Raw genomic sequence first — 16,578 nt, 5'->3', positions numbered from 1 at the left:
CACACTAAGGAGAAACAATGACACGAATCATGATCACCCCCCCTCAATTGTTGAGAAAACCAATCTGTCGGATGGTGTGACGTTGGCCCGGACTGGCCGAATCCGCGAACTCGTCATCCGCAACGCGCAGCTTCTGTCCGCCGATCTGGCGGCGGGCGGGGTCGTCACATTGGACATCGCGTCCGCCGACGGGACATACGCCAGCAACGGGGTCTGTTTCGCGGGCGGGGTCGCCTCGTCTTCCGTGACCGGGTACGTGAGGTTCATTATTGACGCCAACGGGTCGCTGCGCCTGTGCAACGACACCGGCAAGACGATCCCGGCAAACGCGAGTTTCAACGCCAACACCACCTATCTCGCACAATGACACACGGCCCCGCCCAAGGCGGGGCTTTCGTTCAGGAAGGAACCGCATGCTTTCGGAAACCGCCGTCGTAGGCCTTGTCACGGCCATCGCGGGGTCGAGCTGTCTGACCCAGTGGCTGGCCACGAGAAAGGAAAGCAAGCTCACCAAGGAGGAAAAGGACACACTTCGCGACCTTTCCGAGCGCATCGCCAGGAGGGAGGCGCACGACGAAATCTCAGACGAGGCGGACAGGGCGCTGCTGTTCGACAAGCTCGCCCGCCTACATGCCGAGACCGTCGAGCGCGGCCTGCCCGTCAGCGTCACCGACAAGCAACGCGCGGAAAACGCCTACCGGGTCTACGAGAAACTCGGCGGCAACGGCGTCGGACGCCACTTCTACGAGGAGCTTATCCGCTCGCACGCATCGCAACCCCCGTCCGGCACAGGCAAGGAGACGACATGATTCCCCTCATCGTCCTTGTCACGCTCGGCTTTGCCGTCTGGATGCTCGCCCACGGCGGTGACGGCCGCTGGTGAACACCCAATCTATTTACTTCAAGACCTGCCTCCGGCCAATCCGACCGGCGGCGTCAAACCCCTCGGAACCGAGGGGTTTTCTGTTTTAAGGAGGGCAAATGTGCCAAATGTAAACACGCTGATCGAACGCATGCGCTACTGGTGCGTGGACGCGAACATGGGATACAGCCAGTACGACCGATGGAACTTCAACCCCAACGGCGGCAACTGCGACTGCTCCAGCCTCGTCATCCACTGCCTGCAGGAGGCGGGTTTCGACACCGGCGACGCGACCTACACCGGCAATCTGAGCGCGAACCTGACCGCTCGCGGATGGGTGCGCGTGGTGAACGACGGCGATCCGCAGGCGGGTGACATCCTGCTCAACGATGCCGACCATGTGGCCGTCTACTTGGGCGGCGGCATGCTCGCCCAGGCGAGCATCAGCGAAAACAACTCGATCGCCGGAAACGCCGGCGACCAAACCGGCTGGGAGACAAACGTATCGGCCTATTACAACTACCCATGGAACTGCTTTTTGCGCTGGAACGGCGCTGGAAATGAGGATGATATGACAATCGATGAACTGTATGCCGCGCAAGGCAACGACGGCAGGAATCTCTGGGATTCCGTGATCCAGACGCGCAGCGAGCTGCGCGACAGGGCGAGTGAGGGCGCGAGCAACGCCTTGATCACCACCAAAGGCAACGACGGCAGGAACGTCCTCGACAGCGTGATCCAGGCGCGTTGGGACATCGCCGAACTCAAGACGATGCTCACCGCCCAGGCCGCGACGATCGAAACCCTGGCCAAGGCTGTCGGCACCAATCCCGCCGATATCGCCAAGGTCGTCGAGCAGCAGGTCAAGGCCAAGCTCGACAAGCTCCAAATCAATGTGTCTGCAAGTGAGAAGAAGTGAGGCGAGCTAATGAGTGATCCGAAGCATGCGGAGGGAGTGACCCCCGAGACCGACGAGCAGACCGATGCCCGCCTCGCCACGTTGGCAACCGTCGAAACCACAAGCGCCACGGATACCGCCGCCACGGATGACACAAGCGACGGCCAGATGCCGACATGGCTCCTGCCCGACAAGGCATATCAGGTGCTCAAGTGGCTCACCCTCACCGTCCTGCCCGCGCTCGCGGTGCTGGTCGGCGCGCTCGGCCCCGTCTGGGGGTTGCCATATACCGACGCCATCGTGACTACAATCAGTGCTGTCGCCCTGTTTTTTGGTGCGACAATCGGTGTTTCCGCCATCCGTGCCAACGGTTTGACGGCCAGCTGAACATCAGGGCCCCTCGTCCAAGCTTCGTTGACCCAGTGACTGGGTGAGCGTCTTGGGCGAGGGGCCTTTTCGTCGTTTTCGGGTAGACTGGAGATGCTTTCCTTTTGCTGACACTCAAGGGAGCGGGAGCCGCGACATATTATCGCGGCTCCTTCATTTTTGCTCTTGTGTGCCACCTTGCCATCTTGCCATCTTGTTGCCGCCTTCGGGGCGTTGGAATTGCTGGAAGATGGCAAGATGGCAAGATGGCAAGCCCCGTGACGTACCGCCAACCTCCTGAAACTCCCGACAAGTTGCCAAAACCGCCGCCCCTTGCGAGACTTGACAAGTCAGCGAAAGGGAAATATATGGCTTACTCAATCAGAAAATACCAGCTCAAGGACGGCGTTCGATTCGAGGTGCGCTACCGCAAGCCGGACGGCGCATCGACCAGTAAACGCGGTTTCAAACGCAAAATGGACGCGGACACGTGGGCCGCCGCCAACATCACCACGGCACAGGCGCTGGGAGGCTTCATCGACCCGCAGGCCGGAAACGCCACAGTGGGCGAATTATGGGAGCCGTGGATAGCGAAGAAGCGCATCAGCACGAAACCGACATACGTGGCCACACTTGAAGCGTCATGGCGCACGCATGTCAAACATGCATGGGAGTCCAGACCCGTCGCGGGAATCAAACGCGGGGAAGTCCAGAAATGGGTGGGGGCGCTCTCGAAGAAACGAAGCGCCAGCGTGGTCATCCGATGCGTCAACATCCTCTCCGGCATCCTCGCGGACGCGGTAAAAGACAGCCGCATACCGACCAACCCCGCCGAAGGCGTGGAACTGCCACGCAAGCAACGACGCAAGCACGTGTACCTGGCAGGTTCCGAGCTGTTCGCGCTCGCCGATAATTGCGGGTGGAGACGGCTTATCGTCCTGACGCTTGGCCTGTGCGGAATGCGCTGGGGCGAGCTTGTCGCGCTGCGGGTCGAGGACGTGGACTTGCAGAGAAACCGCATCCATATCCACAGGAGCATATCGAGGGTTGGCACGGATCTTGTGGAGAGCGACACGAAAACACATGAAAGCCGGATGGTCATGTTTCCGGCGATTCTCAGGGAAGAGCTGCGTACGCAATGCGAGGGCAGGTGTCCGACCGATTTTCTGTTCACGATGCCAGGGCGTCCGACTGACAAGCCGATGAGTGACGGTGGGCGTCCGACCAGTGAGGGCGGGTGGTTTTTTGTGGCGCTTCGCCGGACTGGGATAGAACGCGGTCACATGACCATTCACGATCTGCGCCACACCGCCGCGAGCCTGATGATCCAATCCGGGGCGAACGTGAAGACGGTTCAACGCCAGCTTGGGCACAAGTCGGCCACCATGACGCTTGACACTTATGCAGATTTGTTTGATGATGATTTGGACAGTCTGTCGCAAAGCATGGATGACTTGCTGTTCTCACAAAATGTGGGCAAAATGTGGGCAAACAACGGAGGTGAGAAAGAGATTTCCTTGGAATTGCAACGATAGCGAAGAGCATTTTTGTCGGGTTCGAATCCCTGAGGGGGCACAGACAAGAAGACTCATCAGTTCGATGGGTCTTTTTTGTTGGTATCGATTCCGATGCCGCAACGAATCAGAAAAATCGAAAATCAAAAAATCGAAAATCAGAAAAACCAGAGAAGAAGAATCGAAGGATCACCAAAGTGGAATACTCCCTGTTTGTGAAACTGGCCGCCGAGTTCGTCGGCACCGCCGTGCTGCTGGTGTTCGGCAACGGCGCCGTGGCCAACGTCGAATTGAAGAATACGAAAGGCCACCACGCCGGCTGGGTCAACATCGCCATGGGCTACGGCTTCGGCGTGATGTTCCCCGTGCTGATGTTCGGCGCGATTTCCGGTGCGCACATCAACCCGGCCATGACCATCGCGCAGGCCGTCGGCGGGCTGTTCGACTGGGGGCTGGTGCTGCCGTACATCGTGGCGCAGTTGCTCGGCGCGGCCGCCGGCCAGCTCATCGTCTACATCACCTATTACCCGCACTATCACGAGACCGAGGAGTCCGAAGCGATTCTCGCCACTTTCTGCACCACCGATGCTTACGACAATCGCGTCAACTACTTCCTCAACGAGTTCTTCGGCACTTTCATGCTGGTGGTCGGCGCGCTGTGCTGCCTGACCATGCCGTGGGGCGCGCAGGATCACGCCGCGGCCTCCATCGTCGTCGGCTTCATCGTGTGGGGCTTGGTCACTTCGATGGGTGGTCCCACCGGCCCGGGGCTGAACCCCGCGCGCGATTTCGTGCCGCGTCTGTTGCATGCGATTCTGCCGATTCCGCACAAGGGCACTTCGCGTTGGAGTGAGGCGTGGATTCCCGTGGTCGCGCCGATTCTGGGCGCAATTGCCGGCGTTTTCCTCTACAAGGTTTTCCCGGTCGCCTAACCCTAACCCTAACCCTAACCCCAAACCCAATCCCAACCGCCCCTCACGGCCTTCCACTCCGCCATGAGGGGCGTTCCCATAGGCTCACTCAGGTTGCTTCCGGCGCTTATTTGCAGCTACCAAGCAAGCTCCTAATGCTCCTTTTTGCCTTTTTGGAACATTAGAGCTAGTGTTGATCGAATCGAGAGAGGCCAAATAGTCGATTAGGAACAATGCGATGGATTACAAGACCATACGGCAGATTGTTCACATGAGCCGTTCAACGGAGCGTCCGAGCGAACTGGCCGAGCGGGAATACCTTCAGAGGCTGAGCGGGTGGAGCACGTTCAAGTCCGGGATCGTCCTGCGCGGGCACGAACTTTTCGCGGTTAATTTCCGGGAACTCGCCATCATCATGGATTCCATTCGTGAGCAGGAAAACGATGTGGCGAGGCTATGGAACAAGCTGCCGAACATAGCGAAGCGCGCTTACCTGTATGACCTCATCGGGGCGGAGATGCAAAGCACCAACAGCATCGAAGGAGTGAGATCAACCCGTAGGGAAATCAGCGAAGCTTTGGAAACAGCGGTCAACGACGGGCCGCACAAGCGTTTCAGCGAGTTCGCCAAACTATTCCTCGCGCTCAGCGACGACAACCCGGATCGCTTCGCTTTGCCGGAAACGCTGGAGGACATCAGGGAAATCTACGACAAGGTGATGTCCAATGAGCTGAGAAAGAAAGATCGGCCGGACGGCGACCTATTCCGCAGCGGCTCGGTATACATTGACGATCCCTCGACGGCGAGACGCATACATGTCGGAATCACACCGGAATCCGAAATCAAGGTGTGCCTGACCCAATGGCTGGCGCTTACCCGCAACGAGCAGGTGCTGCCCCTGATAAGAGCCGCCATGTGTCACTTCACGTTCGAATATATCCACCCGTTCTACGACGGGAACGGCAGGACAGGGCGCTTCCTGTTCGCGCTGCAATTGAGGCGGCACCTGAGCGCACCGACCGCCATGAGCCTCAGTCCGGTCATCTCCGACGGCAAGGGGCGGTATTACAAGGCGTTCGAGGACGCGCAACATCCACTGAACTGCTTGGATGGCAGCGTCTTTGCGTACAGGATGATGGGTTTCGTGTCCGATGCCCAGAGGCGCATCATCGATGATCTTTCGGGGAAAAGCGCCATACTTGATCGAACATTAGGTGATCTCAAGACGATTTCGGACGAGCGCGGCTGGACGGAGTGCGAAACGGGCATAGTTGCAGTGCTCATACAGGAGGAGCTGTTTGGTGCCAATCCGCATCAAGTCACGCGAGGCCGTCTGGAAGACAATCTATCAGCGGGCAGAAAGAAGGTCAGTCTGGGCGTGGGAAGGCTTGAAGCGCAAGGAATCCTTCAGCACAAGGGGAAACGCCCGGCCTACTACTCTCTCACTGCAGAGTCGCGGAATTTGCTGCGCCTGGACTGACAGGTACGCCCCGAAAGGCTGTTTTTGGGCGTTGGCGGCTGGTGCTTGATTTGGCTTGGTATCTTGTATGATCATCTGTCTCTAGTATTGGGGATGTTGGATAGATCGCGGGTTTCTGTCGATCCTTTATGCAGGGTTGGTTGGAGGCGGAGTCAGGAAAGGAAGGAAAACGGGAAGATGCTGAAGAGCATTTGGGCTGACAAGCGCAAGCGCGTGGCGCTGATTGCCGCTATCAGTGCGGTTGTGCTGGTTATTGCCGGTGTGGGCTGGTTTGCGTGGTCGAAGCATGAGTTGAGTGTGGCTGGGGCTTCGTGCAGCAGTGCGGCGGAGAATGTGGAATCTGCCAGGGCGGAATATACGAAGCTGGTGGCTGGTGACGCGAAGAGCGCGGGCGAAGTCACGTCTGATCAGGTCAAGGACGAGAAAACCGTCGGAGCGTTGGAGTCGGAACTGAAGGTGAATAAGCCGAACAGCGTGGATTGCCCCGTCGGGGACACGAAAGGCTTGAAGGACGCGGCCTCCGAGCTGAGCGAACAGGCCGAATGGTATAAAACCCATGAAGCAAGCCTGAGCAAGGCCGTGGAGAACGTCAACGCCTCGAAGCTCGACAAGGTGATCGATGACGCGAACGCGCTGTTGGCGGATTCGGACGGCAAGGTAGCCGACAACGCCGTGCGCGACGAACTCGCCAAGGCCATCGAGGCCAAGGACGAACAGCAAATCGCGCAAGCCACCACGAAAGTGAACGATTCAATCGCCGCCAAAACCCAAGCCGACGCCCAAGCCACCCAGCAGTCATACAGCTACAGCTACTCCAGCAGCCGGAACAGCAGCTCGGCTTCATCCTCCGCCTCCGCCGGCGGCTTGCGAAACGTACCGTGACGACTACGGTGACGAGGAAACCGTTTGATCCGTTCTCCCGCACGGTTGATGCGGGTTTGGATTTTCACAATTTTCATGGTGTCGGTTTCACGGGCGTGCATATAATGAGGTTGCACACACAAAAGCCGTCGCCCGTTGTACGGGCAGGCGAAGCGCATGAAAGGAGGCAGTAATCATGGCATTGCGTTCTCTTACCGAATCGTACACGCTGCCGTCAGCAAAGTTGGAAACCCTTGATTATGAGGCTTCCCAAAGAAAACTCAATGAGTTTATGCGCGGTTTCAAATCGCGTCGGCTGCGCGGCAATCCCGAACTTCAGAAGGAAGTCGGCATCATACTGGAGCATCAGGCAACCGAGTGAAAGAATACTTCATCCTCACAATTGACGAGCTTTGGGGGTTGGCAGACAGCGAGCCGGAACGAGCCGAGCGGATCAAGGATTCCCTCGGCTCGTTTTCTTGCAGGCGTTCCCCTCATATCGAGAGATTCGCTCATCGGCAGATGGAGATTGCCGAAAAACAAGGAGAGTCGAGAAGCTATCTTCTGCTGGAGCAGGGCACGGATGCCTTTCTGGGGTTTTTCACTCTTGGTTTGACCAGCGTTGACTGGGAACAGGTCGAAAACAGCGACGGGTGGAAGAGTGCCTACGGGAAGAAGAAGCGCAAGAGCTTTTCCAGCGGATTGATGAAACGTGACGGCAGTCATATCGGAGTGTTCACGATAGGCGAGCTGGCGCGTGATGACAATGTGTCGGCCGAGGAGCTTCCCGGCGCTCAGATTCTCAGAGAGGCATTGGGCTACGTCATAGAGGCGCAGCATATTACGGCAGGACGTTTCGTTCTGGTCGATTCGAGAGAGATTCTGTACCGGAAGCTGTATGGTTTGGCCGGTTTTACCGAAATCGCACAAAGGAAATCTCCGAATCCCGACGAGGACATTCCTTTTGTGGTTTCTATTCTCCCCATTAAAGGAATAAGCCTATAAACGGATAAGCACCCGAACGTGGCCTGAATACAAGAACGTTCCCCGTTGAGCGTCGCAGACACAATAACGAAACGGGGAATTAATTCGAGAGAACGGAAATGACGCCCGCAAAACAACGCCGAGACGTGAAAAAGGGCTTTCGGATTACTCCGAGAGCCCTATAGGTGGAGCTAGCCGGGTTCGAACCGGCGACCCTCTGCTTGCAAAGCAGATGCGCTACCAGCTGCGCCATAGCCCCATAGTCGAAAAAAGCGGCTTGTGCCGCTCTCTCCTGTGGGCCCGGGAGGACTTGAACCTCCGACCTCATCCTTATCAGGGATGCGCTCTAACCGGCTGAGCTACGGGCCCGTCTTGCACGCTGTAAAAGCGCACAAGTAGCTAGCGTACCAGCAGACGTGGATATGTCAACCGGCACCAGGCATCCCCGTGTCGGACTACAGGCGTCGATCCGCTCCCGATGCCTAATAGCCGCCTCTCCAGCGCGTACTGTTGAAGCCAATCTGTCCATTTTGTGCAAAAACAGCATTTTGAAAATGGTCATTTTGTGCAAAAGTGGCATTTCAAAAACGGGATTTTTGTGCACCAAACGCTTGAAATGCTATGATTCCCACTGCGCAGGCGGCGTATTTGGGTGACAGGAATCCGAATCTCGGGGTGATTTATGAGAACGTCGTTGCGCAGGAACTGACCGCGCAAGGCGTGCCGCTGTATTATTACATGGCCAAAAAGCGCGGCGAAATCGATTTCATCGCTGACACCAATGGTGATGGGGTCATGCCGATTGAGGTGAAATCAGGCAACGATTACAACACGCATGCGGCCATTGATGCGCTGCTTGCCAATCCTGAGTATCGGGTGGATGAGGGTGTTGTATTGTCTCGGTCGAATGTGTCCCGTACGGGCGGCGTGCTCAATCTGCCGCTTTACGCCATATGGTGTTTGTCGAGTGTCCTCGATCTTGCGGCAGAAGGCGCACGACCCGCAACCCCATTCATTATGTCTTGGAACTGAAGCCAGCTGGTGGCGCGCCGTTCGCGTTGGCGATCGCACATGCTCACACGAGGTGGGAGCGCATGAACCACTGGAACTTCTCCAGTTCCTGAACGTGGTCCTGCACGATGTTGGAGCTGATGACGTCCAGCTCGTCCAGCTCGGCGATGGCCGTGCGGTCGGCCTTGATGAACTCGCTGTAATAGGCGTCGAGCGCCTTGAGGTATTCCTCGGTGCCGGCGCGACCTTCCAGCAGGAACTTAGACCAGGTGCGCACTCGCGTGATCGCGTCAGCGCGACCGTCCGGCGAGCCCCCCAACGTGGCGATGCGCTCGGCGGTTTCGTCGGCCTGCGCGAGCACAACGTCAACCTGCGGATCGATCATTTCGTGCACGGCGATGAAGTTCGGGCCGGTCAGATTCCAATGAACGTGCTTCAGGACCAGTGCGGTTTCCTGCTCTTGGCTGAGTCGGCTCTGCAAAATGCCGATGGCTTTCTCGGAAGTGGCCTCATCGAGCCCCGGAACCATAAACGTGAGTGCCATAATAACCCTCCTTATATCGCGGCGAAGTGTGCGTACACCCATTCTACGATTTCGGCGATTTCGCCACAGGCGCAAAAAGAGAACGTGCCGGAACTCGGAAGTGAAGAAAATGTAGCTATTCTCGCCTCAATTCCCCTAGAAAATGTAGTCAGAACACGCAATTTCCCCTAGAAAATGTAGTCAGATCACACAATTTCCCCTAGAAAATGTAGTTGGAACACGCAATCTCCCCTAGAAAATGTAGTTGGAACCGCATAAATTCCCCTAGAAAATGTGCCAGAACCCAGGCAAATTCCCCTAGAAAATGTTACTATAGCGAGAGAAAACGTTGAAATACCAACATAAATGGTTTATATCACGTTGGACACGATTGAACATAGGGGGTTGTGGTGAAACGACGGATGATGCACCAACTGATCGCCTGGAAAAACAGTGCGCATCGCAAGCCTCTGATTCTTGACGGTGCTTGTCAGACAGGAAAGAGCTGGCTGGTTCAGGAATTCGGGCGCACGCAGTTTGATTCGCTGGCCTATGTATCGCTTGAAAACAACGATTCCATGAACCAATTGTTCGCAGGTTCGCTGCGCCCGCAACGTCTGCTTGCCGGCATTGCGCTCGCTTCCCAAACGCGAATAGAACCAGGCAAAACCCTGATTGTGTTGGATGAGGTGCAGGCGATTCCAAGAGCCGTGGAAGCGTTGAAATACTTTGCCGAAGAGGCCGCGGAATATGCGCTGATAGCGACAGGTTCCTCATTGGGAATCACCATCCACCCGGAAATTTCCCATTCTGTGAGCAAAGTCGATCGTTGCCGCTTGTATCCAATGACTTTTCTGGAGTTTCTTGATGCTGCAGGCAAGGAAGATTTGCGACAGATCGTCGAGAATGCCGATTTCGATATGATGCGCGTATTCCATGGGCAGCTCATGGAGTGGCTGAAATATTACATGGTGGTTGGCGGGATGCCTGAAGCCGTCGAGGCTTTTGCCGCCAGCTATCCGGGTGTCGATTTTGAGCGAATCACCCGAGTGCAACACGATATTCTGCAAGGTTATCGCGGCGATTTTTCGAAATACGCGGACGATATGCCAAAGGGGTTTTCGTTGCGTCTGTCGCAGGTCTGGGATTCCATACCCTCCCAGTTGGCGCGCGAGAACAAGAAATTCCTATATGGTGCCGTTCGCTCCGGAGGCAGGGGCAAGGATTTCGAGTTGGCCATCCAACGTTTGCTTGACTCATCCATTGCGCTGAAAGTCGGGCGTGTCACGTCGCCGGAGTATCCGCTCAAATCGTTTGATGATTGCAATGCGTTCAAATTGTTCTCGTCCGATGTCGGGTTGTTGCGTCAGATGAGTGGCATTGATCCTCAAATCGTATTGGATGGCGATACGGTGTTCGGTTCGGCGAAGGGCGCCTTTGCCGAGCAGCTGGTATGTCAGGAGCTTATCGCGTATGGCTATGAGCCGCGATATTGGACGAATGCCAATTCCACGAATGAACTGGATTTTGTGATTCAGAGTGAAAATTGTGTCGTGCCGATTGAAGTGAAGTCGGGCGTCAATCTTCATGCCAAAAGTCTCAAGGCTGCCATCAAGCGGTTTGGTTTCGAGCACCCTGTGCGTTTTTCGGCATTGCCTGCGCGAAAAGACGGGTGCATTCAAGATCTTCCGTTGTATGCCGTTGCCGCCCTTGCCAAGCTGTAGCAGTTTCTTGGTGACTGGGATTGGCGGCTGTGTGGGCGGCTGAGGGGCGTAGGCGATTAACGGCGCTGCACCGCCCGATGGGCGGGAAAAGAAAAGCCTCGCGGCGAGCGAGGCTTTTCTTAGGTATGGCAGCGTGCGGGGATCAGCCCGTGTTCTGCAGGCCGGCGGCGACGCCGGACACGGTGCACAGGATGAGGTAGATGAACTCGGCTTGCTGGCTCTGGCTCAGCTCCTCCTTGTCCACCATCTTGCGCAGCGACTTCAACGCCAGCACCTGCGTGAGGGACAGCGCGTCCACATACGGCGAACGGATGCGGATGGCCTGGCCGAGCACATGGCGGTGTTGCAACGGCCAATCGTCGCCCACGATGGCCAGCACCCACTTGCGGGTGAGTTCCATCTCGTCAAGCACCTTCTTGGGCAAGTCCTCGCGCTCGTCCATCGACAGATACATCTTGGCGATGCGCTCGTCCGTCTTGGCCAGCGACATCTCGATATTGTCGATAAACGTGGAGAACAGAGGCCATTCCTCATACGCCTTGCGCAGAGTGTCCAAATCACCGAACGCCTCGCACGCCGACCCGAGGCCGTACCATGCCGCCAGATTGATGCGCGCCTGAGCCCACGAGAAAATCCACGGAATCGTGCGCAGATCATCAAGCGACTTGGCACCCAGGCCGCGCTTGGCCGGGCGCGAGCCGATGGGCAGCAACCCGATTTCCGTCAGCGGCGTCACCGTGGAGAACCACGGGGCGAAACCGTCGGTGTTCAGCAGGTCGAGGAAGCGCGTGTGCGCCACTTCGTCGAGCTTGCCTGCCATGTCGGCGAATTTCTCGGTCATCTCGGTGTTGCACTTCTCCACGCTCGGCGCGGACTGCAACAGCGTGGCCGCAGCCACCGACTCGACGTGGCGAATCGCCAGCACCGGGTTGCCGTAGCGGGCGAAAATCACCTCGCCCTGCTCGGTGAGCTTGAAGCGGCACTTGACCGAACCCACCGGCTGCGCGAGCACCGCTCGGTTGGCCGGGCCGCCGCCGCGCCCCACCGCGCCGCCGCGGCCGTGGAACAGCGTCAGGTCGATGTCATGCGACTCGGCCCACTTGGCGATGCGCTCCTGCGCGGAATGCAGCGCCAGCGTGGCGGAAGTCGGGCCGGCGTCCTTCGAGGAATCTGAGTAGCCGAGCATGACCTCCAGCTTGTTGCCGGTGGCCTTGAGCCGCGCCTGCACTTCGGGGATCTTCAGCATGTCTTCCAGCACGTCCACCGAGTTTTCAAGATCCTCCAGCTGCTCGAACAGCGGAATCACATCGATAATCGGCGCATCCTCGGGGTGCGCGAACGCGAGGCGGTTCAGCTCATAGACATCCTTGATGTTCTGCGCGCTCTTGGTGAACGAGATGATATAACGGCGCGCGGCCTTCAAACCGTTGCGCTTCTGGATCGAGCCGAGCGCGCGGAAGGTGTCGAGCACCTCGTGGGTCATCGGCTGCAACTCGCCGCGCTCGCCGTGCAAACCGTGCTCGCGAATGTCCTCCAACGCGCGGGCGTGCACCACGGAATGCTGGCGGAACTCCATCTCCACCATGTGGAAACCGAAAGTCTCGGTCTGCCAGATCAAATCCTGCAACGGGCCGTAGGCGGAACGCTTCGCGCCAGCCTCGGCCAGCGAACGCTGCACCACCTTCAGGTCGGCGATGAAATCCTCGCAGGAGCGATACATCAGGTCGGCGTCACGCTCGATGGTGTAGTGCAGGCGGTCGGCCATCACCAGCATCACCGCGCGGTGCGTCTCCCTGGTGGAAATCACAGCGGCCTTGTCCGTCAGCCGCTCGCTCATCTCCTTCTGGTGGCTCCACAGGTTCTTCAGCTCGGCGCTGGCCGGAGTGGTGCCCGTCTCTATCGTGAGGTTGCGGCCCACGGTGCGCGTGGCTTCCTCAAGGGCGGCGAGGACATGGTCGCTGAACTTGCGCGCCACCTTGCGGCTCACCTTGGCGGTGACGTTCGGGTTGCCGTCGCGGTCGGAGCCGATCCAGCTGCCGGGGTGGAAGAACGCCGGACACGCCGGCTCGACCAAGCCGGCCTTGTCGCCCAGCATCCAGTCGTCGAAGCGGCGATAGACCCGCGGAATCGTGCGGAACAGCGTGTTGTCGAAGATATCGAGAATGGTGTCCGCCTCTTCGACAGGAGTTGGCTTCTTCAGCGCGATGGGGGAGGTGCGGAACAGCGCGTCGATCTCGTTGTACAGCCGACGGCAGTTCTCCTTCTTATCGGAGCCTCCCAGCACCTTGTGCAATTCGAGCAGTTGCGAGATGCGGCGAATCTTGCCTTCCACCGCCTTGCGCCGCGCCTCGGTGGGGTGCGCGGTGAACACCGGATGGAACTCCAGGCGATCCAGCAGCTCCTTGGCCTTGGCCGGCCCCATCTCGTTGATGAGCTGGTGATAGGCCACCGTCAGCTCGTTGCTCGGGTCGACGGCCTCGTTCTCGTCCACCTTGGCCTCACGGCTGTGCAGCACGGACACGCGGTAGTTTTCTTCGGACAGGTTCGCGAGGTGGAAATAAGTGGCGAACGCGCGGGCGAGCAGCTGCGCGTCATGCACATTCATGGCGTCGATGACCTTGACAGCCTCGGCCAAGCCATCCTTATTCGCGCCCAGGCCGCTCGTGCCGCCGAAATGCTCGGCGCTGGCCTCCACCGCGTAATTGCGCACGGTGTCGAAGGTGGCGAGCAGCTCGGGGTCGTATTCGTTCAGCACATCGCGCAGAATCCTCAGGCACAAATCCATGTCGCTCTTGAGATTCTTCGGAAGATCGTGCTCTTCGGGAGCCTTGCGCCCGGTGCCGGTTGCGGCGATGGCAGCGCCGGCTGACGCGATCTGATGTTCGGATTCAGACATATAACCTCCTTTATCGAACGTTGGGTTGCTCGGTCTGTCGGCTGTCCGCGGCTCCTCCGCGGTTGTTCGAGGCCGACTGTTGCGAGCCCACAGCCCTTTGCTCAATGTGGTTGTCGTGTGCTCAAGTGTAGTGGGACAAAATCGCCATTTACGTTACGAGTCCATATTCCGCGCGCTTCGTTCGGTGCGCGGAGTACAAAAGAAGCGTGAGCGAACAGCAGGAGACAAGCGCCGCCGCACACGGGCTCGAGGGCGCTTCGGCAGTCAGTAAATTCCATACCCACTCCATTCCCCTGGATATGGAGGACATCGAACGCGACTGGGACAAGCCCGTCACCGAGGCTGGCATCGCGGCCAAGACCAGCGTGATTGTGCGCGTGGGCATGCTCGATTTGGGTGCCGGCACCGGCAGTTTCCGCGTGCGCGAGATGATGCACCGCATCGCCTATCCGCTGGGCGTGCATGTGCGCGCCGACGTGAACCTGACCGACATCGAAGCCTCGTGCACCGACGGCAAAAACCGCATCACCGAAGTGGTGGACCTGCCCACCACCGGCGTCAACACCGAGCGCATCTGGCTGCTGGAGCATTTCGCCGACTGGTTCAACGTGAACCTCGGCAAGGGGTCGATGTATCACAGCCGCACGGAAGTGTCCGAAGGGCTGATGGATCATCTTGACACCAAGGATGCTTCGCAGGTGTCCGCCGATTTGTCGAAGAACTTGCGCGAACGCCGTAAGGCCGAGGTTAAAGCTAAGGCCAAAGCCAAAGCCGAGGCCAAGTCCGAAGCCCAAAAAGCCCGAGCCAAAACCCATAGCGCCCCCGAAGGCGAATACGCCGAGCATTTCGACCATGTCGGCAAGCAAGGCGACGCCGACGGCGCATCCATCACCGTGGGCCAGGCACACGCCCGGCTCGACAAAATCGAGCACCGCAAGCCGCTGTATTCCCCCGCGTTCGCCGGATTCGCCTCGGCCTCGGCCTGCGCGTCCTTCGTGTTCCTGCTCGGCGGCGGCCCGGTCGACATGATCGGCGCGTTCGTGGGTGCCGGGCTCGGCCACTGGTTGCGCCGCCATCTCTTCGCGCGCCATCTCAACCAGTTCTTCGTCACGTTCATCTGCGTGGCGCTCGCCGCGCTCGCCTGCACCGGCACGCTGCGTCTGATGTCCCTGTTCCATCCGGCCGCGCTCGCGCACGACACCGCCTATATCGGCGCCATGCTGTTTGTGATCCCCGGATTCCCGCTCATCACCGGCGGCCTCGACATGGCGAAAATCGATTTTCCCTCAGGCATCCAGCGCATTGCCTACGTGCTTTGCATCATTCTCATGGCCACTTTGGGCGGATGGATGGTGGCCAGCATCGTGCATCTGAACCCGCAGGGCTTCGATCCGCTCGGTTTGAACCCGGTGGTGAATTGCCTGTTGCGCATGGTGTTCGCCTTCATCGGCGTGTGGGGATTCTCGGTGATGTTCAATTCGCCCCAGCGCATGTGCCTGGTGGCCGCTTGCATCGGCATGATCACCGACACCTTGCGCTTGGAAATCACCGACGCCGGCGTGCCCCTTGAAGCCGCCGCGTTCATCGGTGCCCTGCTGGCCGGCCTGCTCGCCTCCGCTTGGCGTTCCGCCGTGCGACGCGGCCTTTTGCCGCCGCATTTGGGTTATCCGCGCATCTGCCTGACCGTTCCTTCAATCGTCATCATGGTTCCCGGCTTGTATATGTATCAGGCCATGTTCCATCTCGGCCAGTTCAACACCCTTACCGCCCTGGACTGGGCCTTCCGTGCTTTCATGGTCATCGTCTGCCTGCCCATCGGCCTGGCCATGGCGCGAGTGATCACCGACAAATCCTGGCGCTACGACATTTAGACAGACAGCCCTGTGAGTTCTTTGTTTCGCCTTCATGGGCGAACTCATTTTGACGGAACTAGCCCGTCCCGTGTCCTCTGTAGATCCATGTCAACGCGGCGGAGTCGTTCTCTGCGTGCTTGAGTCGCAGTGTGCGTTGCGATCGTTCTTAGTTTGTTTCGGGTCGTAGTGCCCGTTTTCGCTGTTCTCAGTGCGCGTTTCGCCATTTCGTTCTCGGTGTGCGTTTCGTCGTTCCGTTTTGGTTTGCGTGTTGTTTGATCGATTCCGGTGTTTGGCGGCGGATGTTGCCGTGTTCGACACCCTCCGGGCCGGTAGGCCAAGTCTTACGTCTCACACGTCAACATCCGCCTAGGTCATTCTGGCGTAGCCGGTTCGGCACGCCTTGGGCCCCTGCCTGGCGGGGGCTGTCGCGCGGATGCGCGACTGGGGGTGGTCCCACCAGGCACGTGTCTGGTCCAACCACCCTCAGTCAGCCTGACGGCTGACAGCTCCCGCCCGCGGGAGCCCAGGCTGGGTTTTTGTCATTCCGATCGGCCTGCTGAATCGGGGGAATGGTTGCCCCCTTGGGTTTGTTGCGGGTGTGTGTTTTGGGTGGGGCGGGCTTTGGTTTGAGTCCTGTTTTTCCGCGGGATTGCAAGGGGTTTCGGGTGGCTGGTTTGGCGGCGGTCGGAGTGCGG

General features: G+C 58.5%; 15 protein-coding genes and 2 tRNA genes. 13 read left to right on the top strand and 4 right to left on the bottom strand.

Features of this window, described 5'->3' with window-relative positions; all coding sequences use genetic code 11:
• The 10 genes from G1C94_RS06735 to G1C94_RS06690 all read left to right on the top strand — a co-directional run.
• A partial coding sequence (locus G1C94_RS06735; protein WP_216656932.1) for a hypothetical protein occupies positions 1–367 on the top strand: 367 nt, incomplete at its 5' end.
• 46 nt (positions 368–413) lie between these two features.
• Positions 414–809, top strand: coding sequence for a hypothetical protein (locus G1C94_RS06730; RefSeq protein WP_172146691.1), 396 nt, complete (start codon positions 414–416; stop codon positions 807–809).
• A 174-nt stretch (positions 810–983) separates the two neighbouring features.
• On the top strand, positions 984–1,781 hold the full coding sequence (locus G1C94_RS06725; protein WP_172146689.1) for an endolysin-like domain-containing protein: 798 nt from the start codon (positions 984–986) through the stop codon (positions 1,779–1,781).
• Positions 1,782–1,790: 9 nt separating this feature from the next.
• Positions 1,791–2,147, top strand: a complete 357-nt coding sequence (locus G1C94_RS07985) for a phage holin (protein ID WP_253902366.1) — start codon at positions 1,791–1,793, stop codon at positions 2,145–2,147.
• 104 nt (positions 2,148–2,251) lie between these two features.
• A complete protein-coding gene (locus G1C94_RS06715) occupies positions 2,252–3,661 on the top strand; it encodes a tyrosine-type recombinase/integrase (RefSeq protein ID WP_253902365.1) in 1,410 nt (469 codons plus the stop codon).
• A 176-nt stretch (positions 3,662–3,837) separates the two neighbouring features.
• On the top strand, positions 3,838–4,572 hold the full coding sequence (locus tag G1C94_RS06710; protein ID WP_172146687.1) for an MIP/aquaporin family protein: 735 nt from the start codon (positions 3,838–3,840) through the stop codon (positions 4,570–4,572).
• A gap of 217 nt (positions 4,573–4,789) precedes the next feature.
• Positions 4,790–6,031 carry a Fic family protein gene (locus tag G1C94_RS06705; RefSeq protein WP_172146685.1) on the top strand — a complete coding sequence of 414 codons (1,242 nt, stop codon included), beginning with the start codon at positions 4,790–4,792 and terminating at the stop codon, positions 6,029–6,031.
• Between the two features lie 177 nt (positions 6,032–6,208).
• On the top strand, positions 6,209–6,913 hold the full coding sequence (locus tag G1C94_RS06700) for a hypothetical protein (protein WP_172146682.1): 705 nt from the start codon (positions 6,209–6,211) through the stop codon (positions 6,911–6,913).
• Between the two features lie 175 nt (positions 6,914–7,088).
• Complete coding sequence (locus G1C94_RS06695) at positions 7,089–7,274, top strand: hypothetical protein (RefSeq protein WP_172146679.1); 186 nt, start codon at positions 7,089–7,091, stop codon at positions 7,272–7,274.
• Positions 7,271–7,897 (top strand): hypothetical protein, encoded by a 627-nt coding sequence (locus G1C94_RS06690; protein ID WP_172146676.1) that lies wholly within the window; start codon positions 7,271–7,273, stop codon positions 7,895–7,897. Before G1C94_RS06695 ends, G1C94_RS06690 begins: the two co-directional genes overlap by 4 nt.
• Positions 7,898–8,062: 165 nt before the next feature.
• On the opposite strand, the gene G1C94_RS06685 is transcribed toward G1C94_RS06690, so the two are convergent.
• Both G1C94_RS06685 and G1C94_RS06680 read right to left on the bottom strand, forming a co-directional pair.
• Positions 8,063–8,135: transfer RNA gene (locus G1C94_RS06685), tRNA-Ala, on the bottom strand.
• Between the two features lie 36 nt (positions 8,136–8,171).
• Positions 8,172–8,245: transfer RNA gene (locus G1C94_RS06680), tRNA-Ile, on the bottom strand.
• Between the two features lie 252 nt (positions 8,246–8,497).
• On the opposite strand from G1C94_RS06680, the gene G1C94_RS06675 reads away from it, so the two are divergent.
• Positions 8,498–8,908, top strand: coding sequence for a DUF4143 domain-containing protein (locus G1C94_RS06675; RefSeq protein ID WP_172146673.1), 411 nt, complete (start codon positions 8,498–8,500; stop codon positions 8,906–8,908).
• Positions 8,909–8,951: 43 nt separating this feature from the next.
• Here the strand turns inward: G1C94_RS06675 and G1C94_RS06670 are convergent, their stop codons facing one another.
• The gene (locus G1C94_RS06670) at positions 8,952–9,431 is read right to left on the bottom strand and encodes a Dps family protein (RefSeq protein WP_172146670.1); all 480 of its coding nucleotides are present in this window, start codon (positions 9,429–9,431) and stop codon (positions 8,952–8,954) included.
• 389 nt (positions 9,432–9,820) lie between these two features.
• Between G1C94_RS06670 and G1C94_RS06665 the strand changes: the two genes are divergently transcribed.
• A complete protein-coding gene (locus G1C94_RS06665) occupies positions 9,821–11,134 on the top strand; it encodes an ATP-binding protein (RefSeq protein ID WP_172146667.1) in 1,314 nt (437 codons plus the stop codon).
• Positions 11,135–11,276: 142 nt separating this feature from the next.
• Here G1C94_RS06665 and G1C94_RS06660 read toward each other — a convergent pair whose 3' ends face one another.
• Complete coding sequence (locus G1C94_RS06660) at positions 11,277–14,030, bottom strand: phosphoenolpyruvate carboxylase (RefSeq protein ID WP_172146664.1); 2,754 nt, start codon at positions 14,028–14,030, stop codon at positions 11,277–11,279.
• Between the two features lie 206 nt (positions 14,031–14,236).
• Between G1C94_RS06660 and G1C94_RS06655 the strand changes: the two genes are divergently transcribed.
• Positions 14,237–15,901: a threonine/serine exporter family protein gene (locus G1C94_RS06655; protein ID WP_417852153.1), complete on the top strand. Its 1,665-nt coding sequence runs from the start codon at positions 14,237–14,239 to the stop codon at positions 15,899–15,901.
• Positions 15,902–16,578: the final 677 nt, after the last annotated feature.

The organism is Bifidobacterium panos (assembly GCF_012932445.1).
GTDB lineage: Bacteria > Actinomycetota > Actinomycetes > Actinomycetales > Bifidobacteriaceae > Bifidobacterium > Bifidobacterium panos.
This window is presented reverse-complemented; position numbering and strand designations above follow the sequence as displayed.